Annotated in this window: 23 protein-coding genes; 12 read left to right on the forward strand and 11 right to left on the reverse strand. The window is 53.9% G+C overall.

Annotation, left to right across the window (positions count from 1 at the left end; all coding sequences use genetic code 11):
• Positions 1-368 precede the first annotated feature (368 nt).
• Complete coding sequence (locus KTH_RS16915; RefSeq protein ID WP_111318223.1) at positions 369-953, forward strand: GTP-binding protein; 585 nt, start codon at positions 369-371, stop codon at positions 951-953.
• A 341-nt stretch (positions 954-1,294) separates the two neighbouring features.
• On the forward strand, positions 1,295-1,990 hold the full coding sequence (locus KTH_RS16920; RefSeq protein ID WP_111318225.1) for a LuxR C-terminal-related transcriptional regulator: 696 nt from the start codon (positions 1,295-1,297) through the stop codon (positions 1,988-1,990).
• 99 nt (positions 1,991-2,089) lie between these two features.
• Here the strand turns inward: KTH_RS16920 and KTH_RS16925 are convergent, their stop codons facing one another.
• Positions 2,090-2,542, reverse strand: a complete 453-nt coding sequence (locus tag KTH_RS16925; RefSeq protein ID WP_497620127.1) for a hypothetical protein — start codon at positions 2,540-2,542, stop codon at positions 2,090-2,092.
• Positions 2,543-2,863: 321 nt separating this feature from the next.
• Between KTH_RS16925 and glgP the strand changes: the two genes are divergently transcribed.
• Positions 2,864-5,419, forward strand: coding sequence for an alpha-glucan family phosphorylase (gene glgP, locus KTH_RS16930; RefSeq protein WP_497620129.1), 2,556 nt, complete (start codon positions 2,864-2,866; stop codon positions 5,417-5,419).
• 52 nt (positions 5,420-5,471) lie between these two features.
• On the opposite strand, the gene KTH_RS16935 is transcribed toward glgP, so the two are convergent.
• Together KTH_RS16935 and KTH_RS16940 are read right to left on the reverse strand one after the other, a co-directional pair.
• Positions 5,472-5,996 carry a zinc-ribbon domain-containing protein gene (locus tag KTH_RS16935; RefSeq protein ID WP_497620130.1) on the reverse strand — a complete coding sequence of 175 codons (525 nt, stop codon included), beginning with the start codon at positions 5,994-5,996 and terminating at the stop codon, positions 5,472-5,474.
• Between the two features lie 57 nt (positions 5,997-6,053).
• Entirely contained in the window at positions 6,054-6,428 is a 375-nt protein-coding gene (locus KTH_RS16940) for a YraN family protein (protein WP_497620132.1), read from the reverse strand.
• 151 nt (positions 6,429-6,579) lie between these two features.
• Here KTH_RS16940 and KTH_RS16945 point away from each other — a divergent pair, with 151 nt between their 5' ends.
• The 4 genes from KTH_RS16945 to ruvA all read left to right on the forward strand — a co-directional run bounded on the left by KTH_RS16945 (position 6,580) and on the right by ruvA (position 9,457).
• Positions 6,580-7,281 (forward strand): alpha/beta fold hydrolase, encoded by a 702-nt coding sequence (locus KTH_RS16945; protein WP_497620134.1) that lies wholly within the window; start codon positions 6,580-6,582, stop codon positions 7,279-7,281.
• A gap of 200 nt (positions 7,282-7,481) precedes the next feature.
• On the forward strand, positions 7,482-8,246 hold the full coding sequence (locus KTH_RS16950) for a YebC/PmpR family DNA-binding transcriptional regulator (protein ID WP_111318239.1): 765 nt from the start codon (positions 7,482-7,484) through the stop codon (positions 8,244-8,246).
• A gap of 38 nt (positions 8,247-8,284) precedes the next feature.
• On the forward strand, positions 8,285-8,818 hold the full coding sequence (gene ruvC / locus KTH_RS16955; protein ID WP_497620137.1) for a crossover junction endodeoxyribonuclease RuvC: 534 nt from the start codon (positions 8,285-8,287) through the stop codon (positions 8,816-8,818).
• 45 nt (positions 8,819-8,863) lie between these two features.
• Positions 8,864-9,457, forward strand: a complete 594-nt coding sequence (gene ruvA, locus KTH_RS16960; RefSeq protein WP_111318243.1) for a Holliday junction branch migration protein RuvA — start codon at positions 8,864-8,866, stop codon at positions 9,455-9,457.
• A 3-nt stretch (positions 9,458-9,460) separates the two neighbouring features.
• Here the strand turns inward: ruvA and thiL are convergent, their stop codons facing one another.
• Together thiL and KTH_RS16970 are read right to left on the reverse strand one after the other, a co-directional pair.
• The gene (thiL, locus tag KTH_RS16965) at positions 9,461-10,468 is read right to left on the reverse strand and encodes a thiamine-phosphate kinase (RefSeq protein WP_497620139.1); all 1,008 of its coding nucleotides are present in this window, start codon (positions 10,466-10,468) and stop codon (positions 9,461-9,463) included.
• A 7-nt stretch (positions 10,469-10,475) separates the two neighbouring features.
• Positions 10,476-11,408 carry a GNAT family N-acetyltransferase gene (locus tag KTH_RS16970; RefSeq protein WP_497620141.1) on the reverse strand — a complete coding sequence of 311 codons (933 nt, stop codon included), beginning with the start codon at positions 11,406-11,408 and terminating at the stop codon, positions 10,476-10,478.
• A 183-nt stretch (positions 11,409-11,591) separates the two neighbouring features.
• On the opposite strand from KTH_RS16970, the gene KTH_RS16975 reads away from it, so the two are divergent.
• Positions 11,592-12,233 carry an antibiotic biosynthesis monooxygenase gene (locus KTH_RS16975; protein WP_497620143.1) on the forward strand — a complete coding sequence of 214 codons (642 nt, stop codon included), beginning with the start codon at positions 11,592-11,594 and terminating at the stop codon, positions 12,231-12,233.
• A gap of 73 nt (positions 12,234-12,306) precedes the next feature.
• Here KTH_RS16975 and KTH_RS16980 read toward each other — a convergent pair whose 3' ends face one another.
• Positions 12,307-12,714, reverse strand: a complete 408-nt coding sequence (locus KTH_RS16980; RefSeq protein WP_497620144.1) for a hypothetical protein — start codon at positions 12,712-12,714, stop codon at positions 12,307-12,309.
• Positions 12,715-12,794: 80 nt separating this feature from the next.
• Positions 12,795-13,838 (reverse strand): GGDEF domain-containing response regulator, encoded by a 1,044-nt coding sequence (locus tag KTH_RS16985; RefSeq protein ID WP_497620146.1) that lies wholly within the window; start codon positions 13,836-13,838, stop codon positions 12,795-12,797.
• 734 nt (positions 13,839-14,572) lie between these two features.
• Here KTH_RS16985 and KTH_RS16990 point away from each other — a divergent pair.
• From KTH_RS16990 to KTH_RS17005, 4 genes are all read left to right on the forward strand, one after another.
• Positions 14,573-15,244, forward strand: coding sequence for an alpha/beta hydrolase (locus tag KTH_RS16990; protein ID WP_497620148.1), 672 nt, complete (start codon positions 14,573-14,575; stop codon positions 15,242-15,244).
• Positions 15,245-15,253: 9 nt separating this feature from the next.
• A complete protein-coding gene (locus tag KTH_RS16995; RefSeq protein WP_497623250.1) occupies positions 15,254-16,948 on the forward strand; it encodes a DNA repair helicase XPB in 1,695 nt (564 codons plus the stop codon).
• A gap of 162 nt (positions 16,949-17,110) precedes the next feature.
• Positions 17,111-17,449: a thioredoxin family protein gene (locus KTH_RS17000; protein WP_111318257.1), complete on the forward strand. Its 339-nt coding sequence runs from the start codon at positions 17,111-17,113 to the stop codon at positions 17,447-17,449.
• Positions 17,450-17,604: 155 nt separating this feature from the next.
• Positions 17,605-18,651, forward strand: coding sequence for a type I phosphomannose isomerase catalytic subunit (locus KTH_RS17005; RefSeq protein WP_497620149.1), 1,047 nt, complete (start codon positions 17,605-17,607; stop codon positions 18,649-18,651).
• A gap of 31 nt (positions 18,652-18,682) precedes the next feature.
• Here the strand turns inward: KTH_RS17005 and KTH_RS17010 are convergent, their stop codons facing one another.
• From KTH_RS17010 to KTH_RS17025, 4 genes are all read right to left on the reverse strand, one after another.
• Positions 18,683-19,186: a hypothetical protein gene (locus KTH_RS17010; protein ID WP_497620151.1), complete on the reverse strand. Its 504-nt coding sequence runs from the start codon at positions 19,184-19,186 to the stop codon at positions 18,683-18,685.
• Positions 19,187-19,517: 331 nt separating this feature from the next.
• The gene (gene thrC, locus KTH_RS17015; RefSeq protein ID WP_497620153.1) at positions 19,518-20,945 is read right to left on the reverse strand and encodes a threonine synthase; all 1,428 of its coding nucleotides are present in this window, start codon (positions 20,943-20,945) and stop codon (positions 19,518-19,520) included.
• A gap of 19 nt (positions 20,946-20,964) precedes the next feature.
• Entirely contained in the window at positions 20,965-21,990 is a 1,026-nt protein-coding gene (thrB, locus tag KTH_RS17020) for a homoserine kinase (RefSeq protein WP_497620155.1), read from the reverse strand.
• A 159-nt stretch (positions 21,991-22,149) separates the two neighbouring features.
• Positions 22,150-23,121: a branched-chain amino acid transaminase gene (locus KTH_RS17025; RefSeq protein WP_111319535.1), complete on the reverse strand. Its 972-nt coding sequence runs from the start codon at positions 23,119-23,121 to the stop codon at positions 22,150-22,152.
• Positions 23,122-23,209 lie beyond the last annotated feature (88 nt).

Below are 23,209 nucleotides of genomic sequence, written 5' to 3' on the forward strand. Positions count from 1 at the left end.
CAGCCAGAAAAAGCAGGTATAGCGGGCAGAAATGCCGGGCTGCGGCGTCACCTTGCCTGCCTACGTTGCAAACTCAGAAAAAATAGCGTAAAATCTTGCTGACCCACAGTTCAATTAGATAGAGTGGTTTTCACACACCGAGGACGCAGAACAAGAAATAGTCGATTATAAGACCGCTACTTGCATGCATAAGACCGCAAAACAGGAAGGGAAGTCAATGGCGCTCTCTTCCCTGAATGTCTCACGTCGTTGGCATTTGGCACAAAATACGGTATACTGTCCCAGACAAAGTAGTAGCACGTTTGGCTACCTGGGCTGTAGTGCATCGGGTAGTGAGCCAAATAGAGCGGGCAGGAGAGCTAACAAATATGTCCCTGATTAACATGGCAAAACGAGAAATCAACTGTAAGATCGTTTACTATGGAATCGGTCTAAGCGGCAAGACAACCAATCTTCACTATATCCACCAGGTCGTTCGTCCCCAGGATGTTGGAGAGATGGTCTCGATCGATACGGAGACCGAGCGAACGCTATATTTTGACCTACTCCCGCTTGAATTAGGCGTGGTGCGCGGCTTCCGCATTCGTTTCCAGTTATACACGGTTCCGGGCCAGGTGCTGTATCAGCAAACCCGTATTTCCGTTTTAAAAGGAGCCGATTGTGTTATTTTTGTGGCGGATTCCCAGGCGAGCAAGCTCCAGGAAAACATTGAATGCTGGCAAGAGCTGCAAGACCAATTGCGCCGTATGAAAAAGAACATCGCTGAATTTCCGCTGGTGATGCAGTGGAACAAGCGGGACCTGCAAGACGTTCTCCCTGTGTCAGTGCTGGAAAAATATCTCAATCCCTATCGTTTCCCGGCCTATGAAGCGGTCGCCGTCACCGGGACCGGTGTGCTGGAAAGCCTGAAAAAAGGGATTAACACCACTATCGAACGCCTCGACCGTATTTAATATTTTTAAAACCATTTTGCTACTACCCGAAACAGGAAGGAGTTGCGTTCTGCCTGATTCTGAGAATGTCGGAAGCGCAGCTCCTTACGTTTCTTACCGCATCAGTTCCCTTCTCTCCGCAAAAATCTTCACAGAAAGAAATAAGAATTTCCTCACTCTACCAATTGTTCACAACGCGTTTTGTGTGTATAATGATGCACAACCATTGGTGGGACTTTTCCCCTGAGAAGATTAGGGGGTTAGGATTAGAACAGTCGTTTTGGAGTTTGCACAAACTAGTAAAGGGCAGGCAGTGTAGCGGAGGCTCTTCCTCGCTGTCTCCTCTTCTACGAAGGGATTACATGGAAACGATACGCGTCATCATTATTGATGAACAGCCCTTATTTCGTGAGGGTATTCGAGCAACTCTGCAACGCATGGGGAACGTCGAGATTGTAGGCGAATCAACCGACCCTATGGAAATTCTCGACCTGATTAAAACCAGTGAGGCCGAGGTTGCACTTATTGATGCCGGTCTGACAACGACCGATCCACTTGAAATAGCCAGGCTTGCACGGCAACATGCCCCCCGGATGGCAATCATTATTCTGACGCCCTCAGAGGATGAAGAGCGTCTCTTCCAGTCTATCAAAGTCGGGGCTGCTGCCTACTATACCCGCAACATCTCTCCTGACGAGTTAATGGAAGCCGTGCAAAAGGTGAGTCAGGGCGAGTACCTCATCAAAGATGACGTTCTGGCCCGTCCACAGGTCGCCAGCCGAGTTCTCAAGTCATTCCGCGAAATGACTGTAGAGGAAGAAGAACCGGAACCAAAGGAAACCTATTCACCCCTCTCCAGCCGCGAAGTGGAGATTCTCGACTATATCGCTCGCGGGAACAGCAACAAAGAGATTGCCAAGTCGCTCAAGATTAGCGACCAGACCGTGAAGAATCATATTACTTCTATCTTGAAAAAGCTCTCGGTCAGCGATCGTACAGCGGCAGTGGTACATGCGTTGCAGCACGGCTGGATTAAAATCAAGATGCCGGATAGCTAATTTCAGACCCTAAAATAGAGCACAGGAATTGCACTCATGCTGGAGGTATCCCCCCGATTGCGCCTCGGGGCAATCAGGATTCCCCCACTCCTGTCTGCTCTATTTTTTACCGTCCCACACGCTCAGGAGATGAACGCCATATCGTGCATCAAGAAAGACGAAAACGTCATATACCCGCAGTGATGGCGTGTCTGTTACCGGGTCAGGGGACGGAAGCGGCACCTGTTGATACCAGACCATCCAGGCTGGAACCATGTTTCCCTTTGCATAGGTCAAACTCCCATAGACAACGCCTGTTCTTTTTGCCTTCGAGGCGGCTTCAGGGGCAAACTGGGCGGCCAGATAGAGCGCCTGCGTTTGCATGATAGGGGGCTCCTCTCCGTTATACGTCAGCGCGATCCCTTTTTCGGCCAGAATCGGGAGCACTGGCAGCGCGGTCTGAGAGACTCCCTGCTGATCTATCATGGAGAGCACTGGCACACGCCGCGTCTCATCCCACCACCACAAACCAGCGCCCAACAGCACCAGCAGCAATACGATTCCGCCAGACAACAGGGCTCTGTTTCGTCTGCTTTGCCACATAGATACCACCCTCCCGGCGCACCATACCACATCGCATAGGAGGGTGTAAAGATGGGCGCTCGTTCGCTTTTTGAGCCGTTGACCGTATTTTCATCAGCAAGATATACTGAAAGTGAATGTCTAGGCCGGTCTTGCCCCGGATGTTGTCTGCTGTCAAGGGACCCGGCAGACAACAGGCGTTCTGCAAGGAAGGAACAGGCTGTCTCCTTTCACACCCGCTATCTCGTATTGAGAATGGAGCTGATCTGTTTGTGCAGTAAGAAGGGCTGAGAAGAAAGGAAGTCCAATTTCATGAAAGTTTATGGACGTATTACTGTTTTTCCCGATATGCCACCGCGTATCAATCGCTTATACGAACTGGCATACAATCTGTGGTGGAGTTGGCACCCCGAAGCCCGCGCTCTCTACAGTACCCTTGACCCGGAGCTCTGGGAGACCGTGGGACATAACCCGGTACGCTTTCTGAGCGAAGTAAGCCCGGTCATACTGGAAAAAGCGGCCTCGAACCCTGAATATCTTCGACAATTTGATACTGTGCTCAACGATTTCGACCGCTATATGCATCCCGGTCCAGAGGGAACATGGTTCTCGCGCACCTATCCTTCGCTGACCGATAAAACCATTGCCTACTTCTCGGCGGAGTTTGGCCTGCACGAAGCGCTTCCGATCTACTCCGGTGGTCTGGGTATTCTTTCGGGCGATCATTGTAAAGAGGCCAGTGATCTTGGCCTGCCGTTCGTCGGAGTCGGCTTCCTCTATCCACAGGGGTATTTCTCGCAGCAGATCACGCGGGAAGGACGACAGGAAGCGATTTATGAGAAGCTGCACTTTTCACAGGCTCCAGTCGTTCCGGCAGTAGGTCCCGATGGACACGAAGTGATGATCAGCGTAGACCTGCCCGGACGGCGCATCTACGCGAAAGTCTGGCGGCTGATGGTGGGACGCATTCCCCTCTACCTGATGGATACCGATGTTGAGCCCAATGCACCCGCAGACCGCGAGCTCTCGGCCCGCCTGTATGCCGGAGATCGTGAAATGCGCATCTCTCAAGAGATTATGCTTGGTATCGGTGGCGTCAGGGCCCTGCGTGCGCTCGGTATTGAGCCCGCTGTCTGGCACCTGAACGAGGGACATGCGGCGTTTCTTAGCCTCGAACGCTGCCGCGAGCTGGTAGCTCAAGGGATGACCTTTGATGAGGCCCGCGAAGTTGTTACCGCGAACTCGCTCTTCACCACACATACGCCTGTCCCTGCCGGAAATGATACCTTTAATTATGACCTGATCGATAAGTATTTCGGCGCTTACTGGGGACAGCTCGGGCTTACCCGCGATCAGTTCCTTGAAGTGGCCCGCGAGGATCATGGTTGGGGCGCAACCTATGGAATGACGGTACTCGCGTTGCGACTTACCGGACAGCATAACGGCGTCAGTGCGCTGCATGGCGCGGTCTCGCGGAAAATGTGGCAGTTCCTCTGGCCGGGGCTCGATGTCGATGATGTGCCGATTGGCTCCATTACAAATGGCGTCCATACCTTTTCCTGGATCGCTCCGGAAATCAACGCCCTGTTTCAGCGCTACCTTGCGCCCGATTGGGGGGAGCATATCGACGATGCCGCCTTCTGGGATAACAGCATCCAGAATATTCCAGATGACGCCCTCTGGCACACGCACCTTCAGCGCAAGGAACAACTGATCGAGTACGCCCGCAGAAGCCTGCGCGAACAGCATCTTCGGCTTGGTGAGGGCTCGTTTCAGATCGCCGAGTTTGAGCAGATGCTGAAACCCGAGGCGCTGATTATCGGTTTCGCCCGCCGCTTCGCGACCTATAAACGGGCAACGCTGCTCTTCCGCGATATAGAACGGCTCAAGCGTATTCTCAACGATCCCGAGCGCCCGGTGCAGATCATCTTTGCCGGAAAAGCGCACCCCGCCGACGAGCCCGGGAAAGCCCTGATTGAGCAGATCTATCACTACTCACGCAGCCCGGAGTTTAAAGGAAAGATCATTTTACTGGAAAATTATGATATCGACATGGCCCGCTATCTGGTCTCTGGCGCTGATCTCTGGCTCAATAATCCCATTCGCCCATATGAGGCCAGCGGCACCAGTGGACAGAAAGCTGCCCTCAACGGCCTGCCCAATTTCAGTATTCTAGACGGGTGGTGGGCTGAGGGGTACAACGGATCCAATGGCTGGTCTATCGGCGAAGAACGCGAATATCACGATCAGGAAGTACAGGCAGATGCTGATAGCGCTTCGCTCTATGACACACTGGAAAACGAGATTATTCCGACGTTCTTCAACTATGACGAGCGCGGCATTCCTACCCGCTGGATCGCATATATGAAAGAGGCGATTCGGACCTGTACCCCGCAATTTAGCATGCGGCGCATGGTCAAGGAATACACCACCCGCTACTATGTCCCTGAAATTGAGCAGGGAGCCGCGATTCAGCAGAACAACTATGAGCGTGTACGCACACTGGCCCGCTGGAAAAAGCGCGTACAGCAACACTGGCCCAGCCTGCAACTGTATGTGAACGGTCAACGCGAGGGACAATTAAGCCTGGGAGAAAGCATCGAGGTCCATGCATGGGTGCGCGTGAACGAGCTGACACCCGAGGAACTATCGGTTGAGCTGGTCTACGGCGACCTCTATGAAGAGCATGCCCGACCACAGTACGCGGTTCCAATGCGCTATGTACAACGCGAACAGGACGGCGCCTACCGCTTTGATGCCGTACTTCAGCCAGAGGCCAGCGGCAGTATCGCATACAACGTACGTGTTGTCCCGTCACATCCGCTGCTTACCGAGAAGTATGAAATGGGATTGATTCGCTGGGGCTAGCAGCACGTGCCCTCTCTTCTGTTTGTTGAGAGGGCATGCTATCTCCCGATACCTAGCGCAGTTTTCCGCCACAGTTCCGGCAATAGAGGGCGCCAGGACGGACAGGCTGGTTACAGTGGGGACAGAGTGTTTGTCCCTGCTGTGCATCACCTGTCGGCGAATAATACGCGCCAGCAGGCGGGGTATTTGTTGTATCCTGCGTATGCTGCGATGAACTGCCCGGCGCAGTATAGTTCGGCGTTGGCCCGGGGGCAAACTGTTCCGCCGGATACGCTTCCTTCTTGATCTCCTCAATCTGCTCTTCACGTTTACGGATATCGTTATCCAGTTCAATAATGCTGGCGCAGAGACGTGAGAGTTGCGCATCTGTCAGGCTGCCCTGCTGATACAGGTTCATAGCGGTCAGAGAAAGATCATTCAAAAGTTGCATGCGCTGCTCAAGCAGTTTATCGAGTTCGCCCTGTTTTCCTCGCAAGCGTAGCTGTTTCTGTGCCTCCCAGCTCGTACGGCTGACCGCCGAGTTGAAAAAGCTTTTCGCAGATTCCAGAAAATCGCCCATTGTCTGCCTCCAGGTCATATCTCAGGTGAGATCACCCACCCGTCATCAATTCTATCGTATCTGGCGTCTGGCTGTCTATTCCGTGACAGCGTATCGATACACTCGAATTTCCTCAAGAACACCGGAGCGGCTGAGCTGAACAGCAACAACATCAATCCGCCACGAGCATTCCGTCAGTTCATGCGTCCCAAGATAGTAGAGCGCAATCCGAATGAGTCGCTGCTGTTTTCGCGCATCTACCGCCTCTTCAGGGAGTCCATAGGCCGTACTGCGTCGGGTCTTTACCTCAACAAACACCAGCTCCGACCCCTCACGGGCGATCAGATCCATCTCACCGTACTCGCAACGAAAATTTCGTGCAAGAATCTGATAGCCGTCACGCGTAAGCCGCTCAGCAGCCAGACGCTCACCAAGCCGTCCAAGCTCAGTATTGCCCTTGCTCCATGCCACCAGACACCTTCCTTCCAATACTTACGCACAACTTCACAGAATGTTGTGATTGGCTGCCCATAGTCTACCACAGAATCACGAAAAACAGGCGATGCAGGAGAAAACACATGGTATGATAAGAGAAAACGCCGACGTGAAAGGAGTGGACGCAATGACGCGACCCATCATTTTTCTCCACGGGTCAGGAGATACCGCCGCGATCTGGAAGCCGCTGCTTGAGCAGCTTGCAGCCTATCCGACCTACGCCATTGATCTGCCCGGGCATGGCAAACGTCCCGATACGCTCCCCGCGACTGCAACCGTTGAGGAGTATACAGAAGCGGTTGCGAGAATCATTGCCGAGGAAATAGGGATAGAGCGTCCGATTATCGCAGGGCACTCCCTGGGTGGCGCGATCGCCTTGATGCTGGCCCTGACGCATGGCGAAGCGCTCAGCGGTCTGATCCTCTGTGGCACGGGGGGGCGCCTGCGAGTGCATCCCTCGCTCCTTGAGGCCGCACACGAGAATCCCGAAGCATGCAAGCTTCAGCTTACCCGGCTGGCGGTTGCGCCACAGCATGAAGAGCAGCTCGTTCCGCGCCTGCTGCAAGAAAGCGACCCTGGAAGCGTGCGTATGCTCTACCGCGATCTGCTGGCCTGCGATCACTTTGATGTGATGTCGCGGCTGGCCGAAATTCGTCTGCCCACGCTGATTCTCACCGGGCAGGAAGACCGTCTGACTCCCCCGAAATACGCACAATACATGCAGCAACAGATTCCGGACTCGTCTCTCCACCTGCTTTCAGAGGCGGGACACTACCTGATGCGAGAGCAGACCGCCGCCTGTGGGCAGGCTATTGAGGCATGGCTATGAGGATCGGCGGACAGCGCGCCTGTGGAGTCGGCCCACATCTCAAAGGGCAGCAAGCGACCGGGGCTTTCACCCTCTCGACGCTCTCCATAGGTTCGTGTTACAATATGCCAACAGCACACTTTAGCAGCAGCGTATACATATGCTAGAGGCATATTTCCATTAGATGCTGATACGAAAAGAAATGAGAGGGGAGCTACATTATGGCAGGACATTCAAAATGGGCGCAGATTCGTCGCTCAAAAGGTGTTAATGATGCCCGCCGCGGTCAGCTTTTCACTCGTCTGGGACGCGAGATTGCGGTTGCCGTCCGTGAGGGGGGAAGCGGCGACCCGGCCGCGAACTTCCGCCTGCGTATGGCAATACAGCGTGCACGCGATGCAAACATGCCGATGGAAAACATCGAGCGCACAATCAAGCGCGTGCTTGGCGGTCACGAGGGCGCGAACCTCGAAGAGATCGTTTACGAGGGCTATGGGCCCGGTGGCACCGCCGTGCTGGTTCAAACCCTGACCGAGAACCGGAACCGCACCGTTGCCGAAGTGCGAAACGCCTTCAACCGCAATGGTGGGAACATGGGTGAGAACGGAAGCGTCTCCTGGCTCTTCGAGAATAAAGGTGTTCTTGAAGTCGAGCTGGATGGACGTGACCCCGACGAACTATCTGTCGAGGTTCTGGACATGGGCGCAGACGACGTTGAAACAGCAAACGACGGCGATAGCACGCTGACCGTCTATACCGACCCTTCCAATGTGGAAGAGGTGCGCAAGGAGATGGAGAAGCGTCAGCTCAAAGTCGTGAAATCTGAAGCGACCCTGGTGCCCAAAACCAGAGTTGATGTCAGCGATGAGAAGACAGCTCACCAGTTGCTTCGCTTGCTCGAACGGCTGGAAGACCTGGACGATGTACAGAACGTGTACACGAACGCAGACTTCCCGGAGGAGTTTGCGAGCTCGTACCAGTCCTGAGCGCCTGAATACAACACAACGTAAGGAAAGCGTTTGAGATGGACAGTGTAGCCAGAGTTCACCCATCTCTCCGCCCGCGCATCGCCCTGGGGATCGACCCCGGGACCGCGATTGTTGGCTATGCGGTAGTGATGGCAAGAGGCAGTGAATTACGTATGCTTGCATGCGATGTCATCACTACCCCGGCCAAAATGCCCCTTGCGCAACGTCTTCAGATTATTTATGAAGGGTTGAGCAACGTCATCGAGGCATATAAACCGAATGAAGCCGCTATGGAAGAGCTGTTCTTCTCCAAGAACGTTCGTACTGCCATGTCAGTCGGGCATGCACGCGGTGTCGCCATGCTGGCCCTGGCCAATAGCGGCCTTTCGGTCACGGAGTATACCCCCAAGCAAGTAAAGCAGGCAGTGACCGGCTATGGTGGGGCAAAAAAGGAACAGGTAGGGGAAATGGTCCGTATCTTGCTGAAGCTGTCATCAATCCCAAAACCTGATGACGCCGCAGATGCTGCCGCAGTCGCTATCTGTCACCTGAACGCTCTTCCTTCCAGCCTCGCTGGCTACACCCGGTAAAACGGGCATGCATTTTCTAGTCAAGGAGAAGGAACAACAGGGGCAATGATTACCAGTATTCACGGCATACTCGAAGCATGTCGCGCCGATAGTGCAATTATTCGTGTTGGCGGCTTTGGGATTCAGGTGTTTGCTCCGGCGACAACCCTGAGCCACCTGACCGAGCCGGGAACAGAAGTGCATCTCCATACCCATTTTCACATGCGCGAAGATGGTATCACGCTCTATGGCTTCGATACCGAGGCCGATCGGGACGCCTTCACCCAGCTCATCACCGTGAATGGGGTCGGGCCACGCGTCGCGCTGGCGATTCTCTCGGTGATGGACGCCGCGACCCTGTACAAGGCCATTGCCGATGAAGATGTACAGCGCCTCGGGCTGGCTCGCGGCGTGGGCAAACGGCTTGCCAGTCAGCTTATTCTGGCCTTAAAGGGCAAACTTCCAACGCTGCCGGCAGCCGAAGGCACCGCCGCCGGACCTACAGCCAACCGGGTGCAGGCCGAAGTGCTCGAAGCGTTGATCGGGCTTGGCTTCTCCAATGCAGAGGCACAGGCAGCCATTGCCCGCATTCCCCAGGACCAGCCCATGACGCTCGAAGAGCAGGTCACCTATGCCCTGCGCACCTTCTCCAGACAATAAAGCTCAGTGGAGATGATCCCAGCTCCGCACCTGTAGCGGCTGCTCGGTTCCAGAGGGGGCGATCAGGCACATACCGGACGGGATAATCTCCCCGATGCGAGTGACGCGTGTGCCCGTTTGTGCCTGCACCGCCTCGATGACCTCTCGGGCCTTTTCCGGTCTGAGCGTAAAGAGCAGTTCATAGTCCTCGCCTCCATGCAACGCCCAGTCAAGCGGATCTTTCCCAACGCGAGCCGCGATCGCCTGCATTTCCTCCGTCAAAGGCAGGTGCTCCGCAAAAACCCGCGCGCCGACTCCACTGCGCTCACAGAGGTGCTGAAGATCCCCACTCAACCCATCGCTGAGGTCCAGCATAGCAGTCACCACAGCGGGGCCAAATGCGCTCAGAACACGCCCTTCCGCCACACGTGGGACAGGAGTGCGATGCCGTGCTTGCACAAAGGTCAGAGCATTCTCTGCGCCCGTTCCGTCGGGATGTAACAGGGTGAAGAGGCCCGCAGCCGAGTCACCAAGCGAACCAGTCACACAGAGCACGTCTCCGATCTGTGCGCCTCCCCGGGTGATAGCCTGTCCACGCCTGACCGTCCCCAGAAGCGTAATATCCAGCATCAATTGCTTGCCCTGTCCAGCCCCCGCAATGTTTCCTCCAACAATCGCCACCTGATGGCGCTCTGCCTCTTGACGCAGCCCACGATAGATGCCTTCAAGCGCCTCCTGAGAGAAGCGCGGCGGGATCACCAACGAGATCAGGGCGAAACGCGGCACTCCTCCCATCGCGGCAATATCGCTCAGGTTCACCGCCAGCGCCTTGCGCCCGATCTGTTCAGGTGTAGAGGTGCGCAAGGTAAAATGTACGCCCTCCACCTGGCTATCACAGGTTGCCAGCAGCAGGGAATCACCGCCGATATCGAGCAAGGCGCAATCATCGCCCACACCAAGCGCCACATCAGGGCGTGTCGTCAGGCCCCGGGTCAAACGCGCAATTAATTCAAATTCGTTATATATCTGCATAGACCTTTTATTTCACCAGATGTCGTTCAGCTTCAATATAGGTTGGCCCTGCCTCAACAAAGCCCAGTTGATGGTAGAGATGCACCGCTGGAATATCAAGCGTCACATGTAACAGTAAAGAAGCATAGCCAAGCTCACGCAGCCGCCGCATGGCCTTCACCGCCAGAAAACGGCCCAGCCCCACATGACGAAACGAAGGCGCTACCACCATATGCCTGATACGTGGCATCCCTCGTTCCAGATGAACCAGAATCACCCCGACCAGATTAAACCGATCCAGACTATGTTCAACCACAAAGCAACTCTCTGGAATAAACGGACCAAAAGCGCTCTCCAACGTCGACCGGACCTCCCAACGCCAGCCTGCGACATCGGCATGCAGGTTATCGGGGCCCGCCTCATAGGCACGCTGTAGCAGAATGCCGACCTGATCCAGATCATGCGAGGCAATCTCACGCACCCGCAACGAGGCAGGCAGCGGGAACAGCGGCATCGCGAGATCAGTCGGAGCAATCATAATCGTGCGTCGTCGCAACTCCTGAAAGCCAGACGAGGCAAACGAGGCCAGATAGGCGGCAGGATAGGTCGCATGAAGGTAGCGTGCCCCACCCACCGCCGCTCGCACCAGCGCCTCAGTCACAACCTGCGCGGCCACACGCCCCCCGGCCTCCGGCAACAGAACCAGTCCATGTAAAAAAGCAGTATCCTTATACGCGGAAAAGCGCAGGCGGCCTATCGGCTCGGCCCCACGCCAGAGCAAAAAACGTTCAGCCTGCCGCTCAGGGCTCTCCTCATCGTAACGCGCAAGCTGAGCCTCTTCCGGTTCAAAATGTAACTGATCGGCGCTGCGTCGGGTTACCGACACCCAGATAGCGGCGTCCTCGGGCCCGGCCTGTCGCCACTCAATAGGGTCACGGGGTACCATACCAGGGTCACGCATCGAAAAACCTCCAGCGAGAGCTATGACGATCCCACACAAGCAGTATACAACCTGTATTATGCCAGGCGTAAGAGCGTAGCCGTTCTGCCAGCGAAAAGCCGCATTTTGCAGCATTCTGCTTGCTCCTGGCTACAGGGCTATGCTATCCTAACATACGCAAGAACTAAGAATGGAAGATATTCAATGGAACTACTGGTTGTCACAATGGCATATGTAGCCTCTGGAACTGAGGCGGAAAGCGAGATGCGGCTGCGCCTTGTGAACGAGACCATTCGCAACGCGCCCGGCCTGCTGACGCTTCAGAGCTACTATGGGCAGGGGCGTGGAAACGAGAAGGGCTCTATTTATGTGCTGTTGACAAGTTGGGATGATGAGGAAAGCTGGTTCGACCTACAGGAGCGCTACAACCCGAAAAAAGCCCTGCAAACGACTGTCGGCGAGCTTCTGAAAGCGCCGCCTTATCAATGGCTGATGTACTATCAATGGGGCTACAGTCGCTCAACGGCCCAGATCAAGACCGCAGCACTGCATCTGATTCAGGCACGGGCAGAGTACGGACAGAGCCTGCAACAGGAGGCGATCAGCGCCTTGCAAGATGAGGAGCTCCAAATGTTGCTGGCCTTTGCCTTTCTGGCGCGAGGGATTCCAGAGGAGAACCGAACGGAGAAAACGATTGCACAGGGAGCAGTGCATCTTCACTTTTTGAGTTGGGGCAGCGAAAGCGAGCGCGAGCATTTCCTTGCCACTCCGCGCTATCAGCAAATGCATGCACACATCAACAGACGAGGGGCAGCATACTTATTGCCACTGACGCCACTCACATGACGGAAGCAGGCAATAAGCGCAAGGCCCTCGTTTCCCTTTTTATACCGCCATTCTTCCTTCTACTGCTTCGGACTTAATCGGCTGTGGTTTCAGCAACAGGACGGTCGTAGTAGCGCTTGACTTCTGACTGTAAGAAAGCGCGATCAGACCACATCTCACGCGTCAGCGTATGATACTCGCCATCACACTGAGGCGCGGGACGAGCGCATTTCAGATGAGGTCGCAAGCGGAAACGAATCGAGTTCTCTACCACCTCAATCCAGATATGGCGAGCCGTATAGCCGGTGCCCCATTTGAAGAGCACCATCGTGTCATACTCTTCAAAGCGCCCGCGCCCTTTCAGCACGTTCTTGTTCAGCGCCTGCAGAATATCACCGAGACCACTTTCACGGAACACTCTTTTCGCGTTCTCGCGTAACGCCGCGCGGCGAGCCTGGTCTTCAGACTCCTGTTGTTGCAGAATATCGTTCTCTGTAAACATTACACCTCTCAGAAAAACAAGAGATCATCATAGTGAAAGCATAGCACAAAATGACAAAATAGCGGAGACCCGGAAAAATATTATGTCTGTTTCACCAGAGACCCATCTAGCTGTATAAAGCTCCTGAGTTTTTGTTCCATCGTGCCAGATTGGGCAAAGGCCAGAACGGAGCTTCTGGCTGAGGAGCAGGAGCAATGGTCGAGGGAATACTTTTTCCGGGGGGAAATCTCGAAGACACTATCAGAAGAGCGCTTTGCACCACACTTCGCGGCAGCGGTCAGCGATCCTATCTCATCGATGCCAGCAGAGCGCTGATCCCGTACAACGCCGATAGAGAGCGTAACCAGAGGAAACTCACAGGGTTTTCCATTGCGATCAATCCCGCTGATCTTCCCGCGTTCAAGATCTTCCTGGCGATAGAGACTCTGGCTTTCGTCCTGATAGAGGCGCAGAATCTCCTTGCACAATTTCTCGTCACGATCAGGAGTGGTCACAATGAGAAAATCATCACCTCCAATATGCCCGACAAAATCGTCACTATTGCCATATTGATAGACAACACTCTGACAGATCCGGCTCAGGAGCTGGATCATATCGTTCCCGATCAAGAAGCCATACACATCGTTGAAGGCTTTAAAATTGTCAAGATCGAGGTAGAGAATACTCCAGGGCTGCATGCTCCTCAGTTTATCATCAATGGCCTGTTCCAGTTGCAAGCCTCCGGGCAACTGCGTGAGGGGAGAGAGCGAGGCCTGTTGAACCCGGCGAAGCTGACGCCGAACCAGCACCAGTAGCTCAAGCTCGGCATAGGGATGTACAAGGTAGCAATCCACCCCAACCTCATAGGCTCGCACCTTCGCGTCCAGATCATCCTCGTCGCTAATGGCAATGACCGGTATATGCATACATTTGGGGAGATCTCGCAATTCTTCGACCAGCGCATAGCCATCAATACCCGGAGAGGCAAAATCAATGATAATGAGAGAAGGAATTTCACGCAAGGCAAACTCTACAGCAGCACTGCCATTGAGGAGCATAGTCACCTGACACCCGCCTAGTCCTGGCTTCTCCATAAGCAAACTAGTGATTGTTTTCTCATCCTCGATGACCAAGATGCTGGACATGTGTACTCCTGCCTCTACATTTCACTAAACAGACATCGTATACAGAATAAACAATGGATTTGTCGTGTACAACAAATGTCAGTTTATTCGTATACAGCCGGTTCCCCTATCCGTATACATATCCTCTTTTCGGAAGGCAAACGCGAAATGTCGTACAGTCGATCTACTAAAATAAACAGGGCGATCCCTTTCTTTTCACTGCACGAGTCTGCAAACAGACCGAAAAAAAAATAAAACAAGGTACAACCATGCGATCCCGAAAAGCCGCAAGCGCTACCTGGAAGCAAGCCTATCGGCCATTCCCTCCCCCCGAAAGGAAGCCGGATAGTACATGGATCACAGGCCAAAGAGGTTATTTGGTGTGTTAAATAAAAAGAATATAAACACCCGCGTTCACCCCTTAAAATAGATGTGTGATCGTTTTCCAGTAAGCGTACAAGGATATAGCACACGAAAACAGGAACAAGCTTCCTCAATTGACATATGCCAACAACATAAGCAAAAATATGTACACATACGTCATATTCAGTATAACATCCTTCGTAGTCTCTGCAAAGTATTTGAAGCCCTGATTTATGTTCTTCATCTCGATTTTTCAGGCTTTCACAAGGTAGTTCCTTTTACCTGACGATGTATCCGGAGGCTGGACTCAGCAGAAAAGTTGACGCCTGCCCCCGACTGCGATAAGATAGATGTCAAAGAGATAGATTATACGGTAGATAAAAGGGCACAATATGACCTTAGCAGCACAAGCAGAGAGAGCTATCTCATTCTACAGCAAGGGACAACCTGCCTGTCTCCTTGAAGGGGTTCTCCATGAACCCGCCAACATCAAGGCTGCTCCGGTGGCGATCCTCTGTCACCCTCAGCCCGCCAGCAGCAATATGAACGATCCACTCACCGTCGCTCTGGCCCGGCATCTGGCGGCAGCCGGTATCCTTGCCATCCGGTTTAACTTTCGGGGCGTCGGCAAAAGCCAGGGGCAACAGACAGATGGACGTCTGGAACCGCTGGATCTGGCAGGAGCAATTGATCTGGCGCTTGCCCAGAGAAATATCAATCCCTCCAAGCTATGCGTGATCGGACATGGTTTCGGAGCCTATATTTCCCTTCTCTACGGCCCTTTTGATCCACGCATTCGCACTATTGTTGCAATCAGCTTACCTTTATTTCGCGCTATGGCAGGTTTCCCACGCCCATTTGAACGCCCAAAATTATTTGTCACCGGCGAATTTGACGAGATCTGCCCGCTTCACAAGCTCGAACCCTTCGTCGAACAGATGACCGGACCAAAAGGAATCAAAGTGATTACTGGCGCCCGCCATTTAATGCGTGGCTATGAGGAGCCAGCCGTCACCGCCGTAATCAACTATATCAAGAAATGGGCTGCAATGCCCGGAGTGTGATAGAAGGTGATACAACCGCAGAACCCGCTCATTGTGCAAAGCGATCGCTCCATTCTCCTGGAAGTCGATCATCCACAGCATGCCGCGGCACGGGATGCCCTGGTTCAGTTTGCCGAACTGGAAAAATCGCCAGAGCATATTCACACCTATCGCTTATCTCCGCTCTCGCTCTGGAATGCCGCCGCAGGTGGAATGGATGCCGATCGGGTGCTTGAGCAACTTCAGCACTATAGCAAATATCCGCTACCAGCCAACATCATCAGCGAGATCCGCGAATATATGGCGCGCTACGGTCGGCTGAAATTGATCCGCGATGAGCAGGGCCTGCTCCTCACCTCCGAAGATGCCTATCTGCTGCTTGAAATCCAGCGCCAGCAGCGCCTGCAACCCTATATTCTTGGAGCGATTGACCGTCACACCCTGCGTGTCGATGCCTCGCGCCGGGGCCATATCAAACAGGCGCTTATTCAGATCGGGTTCCCGGCAGAAGATCTCGCAGGCTACACTGATGGCTCACCGCTGCCCTTCGCGCTCCGCAGCACCACCATGCAGGACAAACCTTTCGCGCCACGCGCTTATCAACAGGCAGCCGCCGATGCCTTCTACGCTGGAGGCGCTCCCGGTGGTGGCAGCGGCGTTGTTGTGCTACCCTGTGGTGCAGGCAAGACAATTGTTGGCCTGACGGCGATGGCCCTGTTGCAACGTGCCACCCTGATCCTGACTCCCAACACCGTCGCCGTACGACAATGGATACAGGAAATCCTGGATAAAACCGATATCCCTGCGGAAATGGTCGGCGAATATACAGGCGAGGTCAAGGAGATCGCGCCGATCACAGTCACCACCTATCAGATGCTCACCTATCGCCGCAGCACCGAAGAGGACAGCTACCCTCACTTCGCGCTGCTAACAAACTACGACTGGGGCCTGATTATCTATGATGAGGTGCATCTGCTTCCGGCTCCCGTCTTTCGTGTCACCGCCGAGCTACAGGCCCGTCGGCGTCTCGGCCTGACCGCGACCCTGGTGCGCGAAGATGGGCGTGAGGCCGATGTCTTCAGCCTGATTGGCCCGAAAAAATATGATGTCCCCTGGCGTGAGCTGGAACGTCAGGGCTGGATCGCAACGGCAGAATGCCATGAAATTCGCGTTAATCTGGCGGAGGAGTTGCAGTTACCCTACGCTATGGCCGAAACCCGCGAGAAATATCGCCTTGCCGCCGAGAACCCCGCCAAACATGCTCTTGTCCATCATCTTGTTGAGCAACATCAACAGGATCAGATTCTGATAATCGGGCAGTATCTTGAGCAGCTCAAGGCACTGGCACAGGAACTTCAGGCCCCACTTTTGACCGGACGCACCTCGAACGCACAGCGCGAGAAGCTCTACGAGCAGTTTCGTCAGGGCACAATCAAGCGACTGGTGGTCAGCAAGGTCGCAAACTTCGCGATTGATCTTCCCGATGCCAACGTCGCAATTCAGGTTTCCGGTACCTTCGGCTCACGGCAGGAAGAGGCACAGCGCCTCGGTCGCATCCTTCGTCCAAAGGGAGATGGCGGCCCCGCCTACTTTTACACGATCGTCACCCGCGATACCCGCGATCAAGACTTTTCCGCGAATCGTCAACTTTTCCTGACTGAGCAGGGCTATCGCTATCTGATCGAAGATGCCGAAAGCATTATCGCTCCTCCCGCACGCTCATAGCTCATGAGATATGGGTAAAATAGAACAAAGGAGCGCGCTTCCTTTCACGCCGGTCACGTTCTCAAAACCATCCTTGTGCCCCCTTCTTGCTTGACAGGAACCCCTCGGGGTGATAATTTGGGGGTCAAAGGGCTTTATTCTTTATTCCTATAAGAGGATAGTATGACAGATACATGCTTTACCGTTACAAACGAAGATTTTGCTGAGAAGGTTCTTCAGGCTTCACAGCTTGTCATAGTCTACTTCTATGCCGAAAACAGTAACTCCTGTCAGATTCAGGAGCCAGAGCTTGAGGCCGCCAGTAAAGACTTTCAAGAGCGTATCGCCGTCGCGAAAGTCAACGTAGAAAGCGAACCCACACTCACGCAGCAGTGGGAAGTCGATGGCATCCCGACGCTTGTCTTCTTTAAAGCAGGAAAAGAAGTACACCGCATTAAAGGGATTATGATGCGCGACAAACTGCGTCGCCAGATTGAGGGCGTCTTACTGCTCACGCAATAGACACAACGCCCCACTCGCTTGAGACAGCATTGACGTGAGAGACATTGCCGCTTGCCAATGAAAACGTGCGCATGTTTGAAAACTGCGACGCTGGACAACAGGCAGGCGTTTTGTCTTGTAAGAAATCCATCGGCAGCGTAAAGAGGAGATATCAGTTGCGCTATTTCTATCCAATTCGTCTGGAATCGTCACTACATGAAACGCTCTGGGGGGGGCGCCGCCTCGGAGATGAGAACTGGAAACAGCTCCCCCCCGGCGATGTCGCAATCGGTGAATCCTGGGAGACAGAGGTCAGCACCGTGGTTCAGAACGGCCCCTATGCAGGCAAAACGCTAGGTGAGGTCGTCGAGCTGCTCGGAACCGATTTTCTTGGAGAACAGGCAACCGCGATCTTTGGTCAACGCTTCCCGCTCCTTGCCAAGTTTATCGACGCGAATGCACAGCTTTCGGTCCAGGTTCACCCGAAGGATGACTACGCCGCGCTGTACGAGGGCGGAAAGCTTGGCAAAACCGAGTACTGGTATATTCTGGCCGCTGAGCCCGGCGCGAGCATCGTACACGGTTTTAAGGGGAAAACCACCCGCGCAGAGGTCCGTCAGGCCATTGAGAACGTCACGCTTGATACTCTGATGCATGAGGAGCCGGTTTACCCCGGAGACGTGGTCTTTGTGCCAGCAGGAACCGTGCATGCCATTGGAAAGGGCATCCTGCTCTATGAACTCCAGGAATACTCCGACGTGACCTACCGCATGTACGATTATGGTCGCCTCGACGCATCCGGCAAGCCGCGCGAGCTGCATATTGAGAAATCGCTGGATGTCTCACACTACACGGCCTCACCTCAGATCAAGATGCACCCGGTCGCGCTTCCCAGCACCGTTGGCTATGAAGAGCGGTGCCTGGTTGCCTGCAAGTATTTTGTCTCTCGTGCCGTCACCCTCACCTCACACGGTACACTTGAGGACAAGACCGCGGGAAGCTGTGTGATTGTCACCTCACTTGGCGCATCGCTTCAGATCTCCTATGGAGAGGGCTTCAGCCAGAACGAGACCCTGACTCGTGGTCAGACGCTTGTGCTTCCCGCCGCACTTGGAGCTTATCGCATCAGCGGGCAGGGCGAGTTTCTGCGTTCTTATGTCCCGGCAGCAGATGATAGCGCCTGGAAGCTCTGGAAGCAACAAAATAGAGAGAGCACCCTTTAACGGTGCTCTCCCCATTTCCCTGCTTGCTTGTTTACTTGTTGTGTGACTGCTTCGGATCTTCCTCAATCACCCGAATAATCATGCCATTCGCGGGCGGTCGTCTGTTGTTCGTATACTCATCGTCAACGACCTCACCTTCAACCACGCGGCCCATATTAGCAGGATTGCGCATATTCCCGAAAAGCGAGTTAAACGGAGTTTGTTGTGAGTACAATTGCTCCTGCATCCGGTTGACATCGGAGATCACCCGCGAGATACCTGTCACCATATTCAGCACCAGCAACAGGCCGTAGAGTAACGCCCAGAACACCAGGCCCCCGAAGATCGCTATAATGCCGCTCAGAATGCCGAGGAACGGATTCTGTGTAATCCAGACGCTATATGTCTGATAGACCACGTAGACGGCCAGCGGAATCCAGAAAAAGTGCACAATCAGCGTAAAGAGCCATTGCAAGAACCAGCCTATCGCCTTCCTGGGCTCCGACGGCATCTGCCAGGGGGGTATCAGATCTTTCAATCGTTTCAAAAACTTCATCAGCACATCACCAGTTCAGCGTGTAAGGGTACATATGTCGTTATCTATCTATACGTATCTTTGTGTCTTCAGTTGGAAGCCTTTGCTGCTCGCTCACATGCACTAACTATAGCATATTCGGCACACAAAGGGGTACATATATTGAAACAAAGGAAGACGCGGAATCCTTCCCTGCCGCTTCTACCTGTACAGAAAAAGTCCATGCGTCCTGAATCTCTTATCGGCAAGCATCGCATAAAACATAAGCTGAGAAGGAAAAACGAGCAAGAGGAAAAGGATAGACAGAGCATTCCTGCCTATCCTTTGAAGTCAAACACATTGTGCGCTTAAGCTAGAAGTCGAGTACTTTCCTGACAGCGTCAAATGTGGGCTCAATCACCATGCTCTCCGGCTCCGGCAAACCCGTCACCGTATCCTTGAGCAAGTTGCCTGTCAGGATACCAACGACTCGTTCATCATGCTTGATAATCCCCCGTTCCACCAGTTTGCGTACCCCTGCGAGTGTGGCAGCGGAGGCAGGCTCACAGCCGATCCCGGCCCGATCAATCACCGCCTTTGCAGCCAGAATCTCCATATCGCTCACCATTTCAACCACGCCCTCAGTCTCTTCGATCACCTGGCGCGCACGGCTATAGCTAACCGGATCACCGATCTTGATCGCGGTCGCGACCGTCTGTGCCTGAACGGACTCTTTGCGAGCGAAGTTCTGCATAAAGCTGCGATAGAATGGATTCGCTCCCTCAGCCTGAATGCAGGCAATTCGTGGAATTTGATTGATCAGTGATAGTTGATACGCCTGCCGGAATGCCTTGCCGATAGCGGATGTATTGCCCAGATTGCCCGCAGGCAGTACCAACCAATCAGGAGCCTGCCAATCAAGCTGTTGCAGGATCTCAAAACCGATCGCCTTCTGACCCTCCACCCGGAACGGGTTCAGCGAGTTCAGAAGATAGATTCCAAGCTCATTACAGACCTGCTCAACCAGACGCATTGCATCATCGAAATCACCAGAAATTTGAATCGTCTGCGCTCCATACGCCAGCGACTGTGCTAGCTTTCCTTTTGCGACATTGCCACCGGGCAGGAAGACAATTCCGCGCATTCCTGCCTGGGCCGCATATGAGGCCAGCGAGGCGGAGGTGTTTCCCGTCGAGGCACAGGCAACCGCTTTCGCGCCAAGCATATGCGCCATAGTGACGCCAACCGTCATACCGCGATCTTTAAAGCTACCACTGGGATTTTCACCCTCGTGTTTAAGGAAAAAGGTTTCCAGACCCGCATAGGCTCCAATATGCCGATGTCCGGCCCGGCCAACAGGGCAATTTTCCATACCAACAGGATAGAGATTGGTGTTTCCTTCTGGACGACTGATGACGTATTGTTCGGGAGCCGGAAGAATGAGTTCGCGATAACGCCAGACACCGCTGCAATCCAGCAACACCTTATCGGTGCTGATTGACCAGATAGGGGGCGACGAAAAGCGCTCATCAAAAATCTGCCGCCAGTCGGCTCCAGCAGTTGGTGCATCACATCCCTGACTCTCAAAATCGAACAACGCCTGCCCATCCCCATAGGTGGGTCTGGATGGTAAAAAATCCATTTCTACGTCAAGCACCCCCCCACACTCACACCGATAGCGCGGAATCGCCGCCCCGCTCTCGGACTGTCCGGCCTCGACAGCGGGGTACAGGGCCAGACACTCAACGCAACGGAGCGAGATTCTGGATAGAACTTCAGCTACATCTGGAGACAAAGCCATTTTTGTGCGATTACTCCTCTCACCTGCTTCCTGGCCTGGCTGGTGACCAGCAGAATTGATTACCATAACGTGCTCTGACATCCTTTCGTGAACGAGCCCGCGTTCCTTGCAGCACGCGTGCCCCGGTCTGATCGGCACGTAGAATAAGGCCAGTTCCTTCGATGCCAGCCGCGCGCGCTGTCTCTTCCATTGCGCGCAAAATGGCCTGGAAACGAGAACTCGCCAGTGCAATCAGAGATGACCCCCCACCAGAAAGACAGGCTCCATAGGCTCCGGCCTCGACAGCAGCCTGAATGATATTATTCATTGCAGGGAAAAGCGCCTGACGATAGGGCTGATGCAAACGGTCCTGCATCGCCTCCCCGATCAAATCATACTGTCCTGTTTGGAGTGCTGTCAGCAACAACGCCACGCGACCCGTATTAAACGTCACATCTGCTTTTGGATAACTGGACGGGAGCAGCTTGCGCCCCGCGACCGTATCCATTGAAAACGAAGGAGTAAAGATGACCGCCTTGAGATCACCAGGGAATGGCGTTTTAATGGCCCTGATGTTTCCGCCGACGCTGGTTGTTGCGACCAAGCCCCCAAGTAGCGCCGGGGCCACATTATCTGGATGATTCCCGGCCTCCACGGCAACGGCCAGTTCCAGCAACTCTTCTTTAGGTAACGCCCTGTTCTGGCGACGCAACCATTCATTCGCAGCGACCAGACCCCCAACAGCCGCAGTCGCGCTACTTCCCAGACCGCAGCCAGGTGGGATCCGAATCTCCATGCGAATCTTGATCGCTGGTAAGGGAACTCCCTGACGCTCAAAGAGCAGTGCAAAGGCTTTGAAAAAGAGGTTATCCGGCTCCGTCGATAACTGTGCTCCTAATGAGCCCTGTATCTCTATCTGTGGTCGGAGAGGATCGCCGTCCACTTCTTCCACGGTAAAACGGTTATAAAGCTGCAAAGCAAGTCCCAGACTATCAAAGCCAGGACCCAGATTAGCCGACGTTGCGGGCGTTAAGACTGTGATTGAAGCAGGTAATACCAGTGCCATCGGCGGCTACCTGCCTTTCTGATGTACGATGCATACTCCATCCTTTCTCTGGTTTGGCATCATTCTATCATGTTTTTCAAGAATAGCATTCAAGCAAGTACAAAGGTAACAGAAACAGTCTATCCTCCGAAAATGAGTCTTTTCTTCCCTGGACACATGCTATACAGGTGTCACCCAGTGGATATAGCGCTCATTCTCGCCACGGCAAGCCGCAAGATACGCCTGTTGCAGTTCCATTGTAAACGTTCCAGGGCGTCCAGTGCCAATCGGGCGGTGATCCACATGCGTCACCGGAGAAACCTGAACGCCGGTCCCACAGGTGAAGATCTCGTCCGCCGCATAAAGCTCGGTACGATCGATCCGCCGCTGTTCAATGGGTATCTGAAACTCGTTCTGAATCAGCTCAATCAAGGCGTTTCGCGTGATCCCCTCAAGGATATCTTCTGAAACGGCGGGCGTTGCAAGCTTGCCTCCACGCAGCACAAAGATGTTGCAGGAACTGGCCTCCGAGATATAGCCATCATGCGTCAGCATAATAGCCTCGTCAAAACCCGCCTCTTTGGCGTCGCTAACCGCGAGAGCGCTGTTTACATACACGCCGGTGACTTTGGCACGCACCGGCATAGCGTTACTGTTCGCACGGCGCCAGGAGGAGGTACAGACGCTCAGGCCATCGCTGATATCAACATAGTTCCCCATAGGGAAGGCATAAATAGCCAGACCATCCTTGATCCCGCTCAAACCCACCCGGATCGTACATTCCGACTTATAGGCGAACGGTCGAATGTAGACATCCTGATGGTAGCCATGACGTCGCACCAGATCAACAGTGATACGGCACAAATCGTCAACGGTTTCCTTGATATCCATGCGAAGCAGGCGCATTGAATCGGCCATTCGCTCATAATGCTCGCGCATGAGCAGGATATAGAGCCGTCCATGCTTCTCATTATAATAGCCCCGAATGCCCTCAAAGCAGCCGGTCCCGTATTGGAGCGCATGGGTCGCAATGCTGACCTTTGCCTCACTCATCGGAACAATCTTTCCCTCGAAATAAGCAAAACCCTCGTCCTGAAGTGTCGGGACCCCTCGCTCTTTCTGCTCTTCAGGTGAGACATCTGCAAACGACATAGAACCTCCCTTCTCTGTTATATCATAAAAGCTGACGGGCGCGACATTGCGCCGCGCCAGCATCCCTACACTACTAGAAAACCATCCT

The organism is Thermosporothrix sp. COM3 (genome assembly GCF_059696735.1).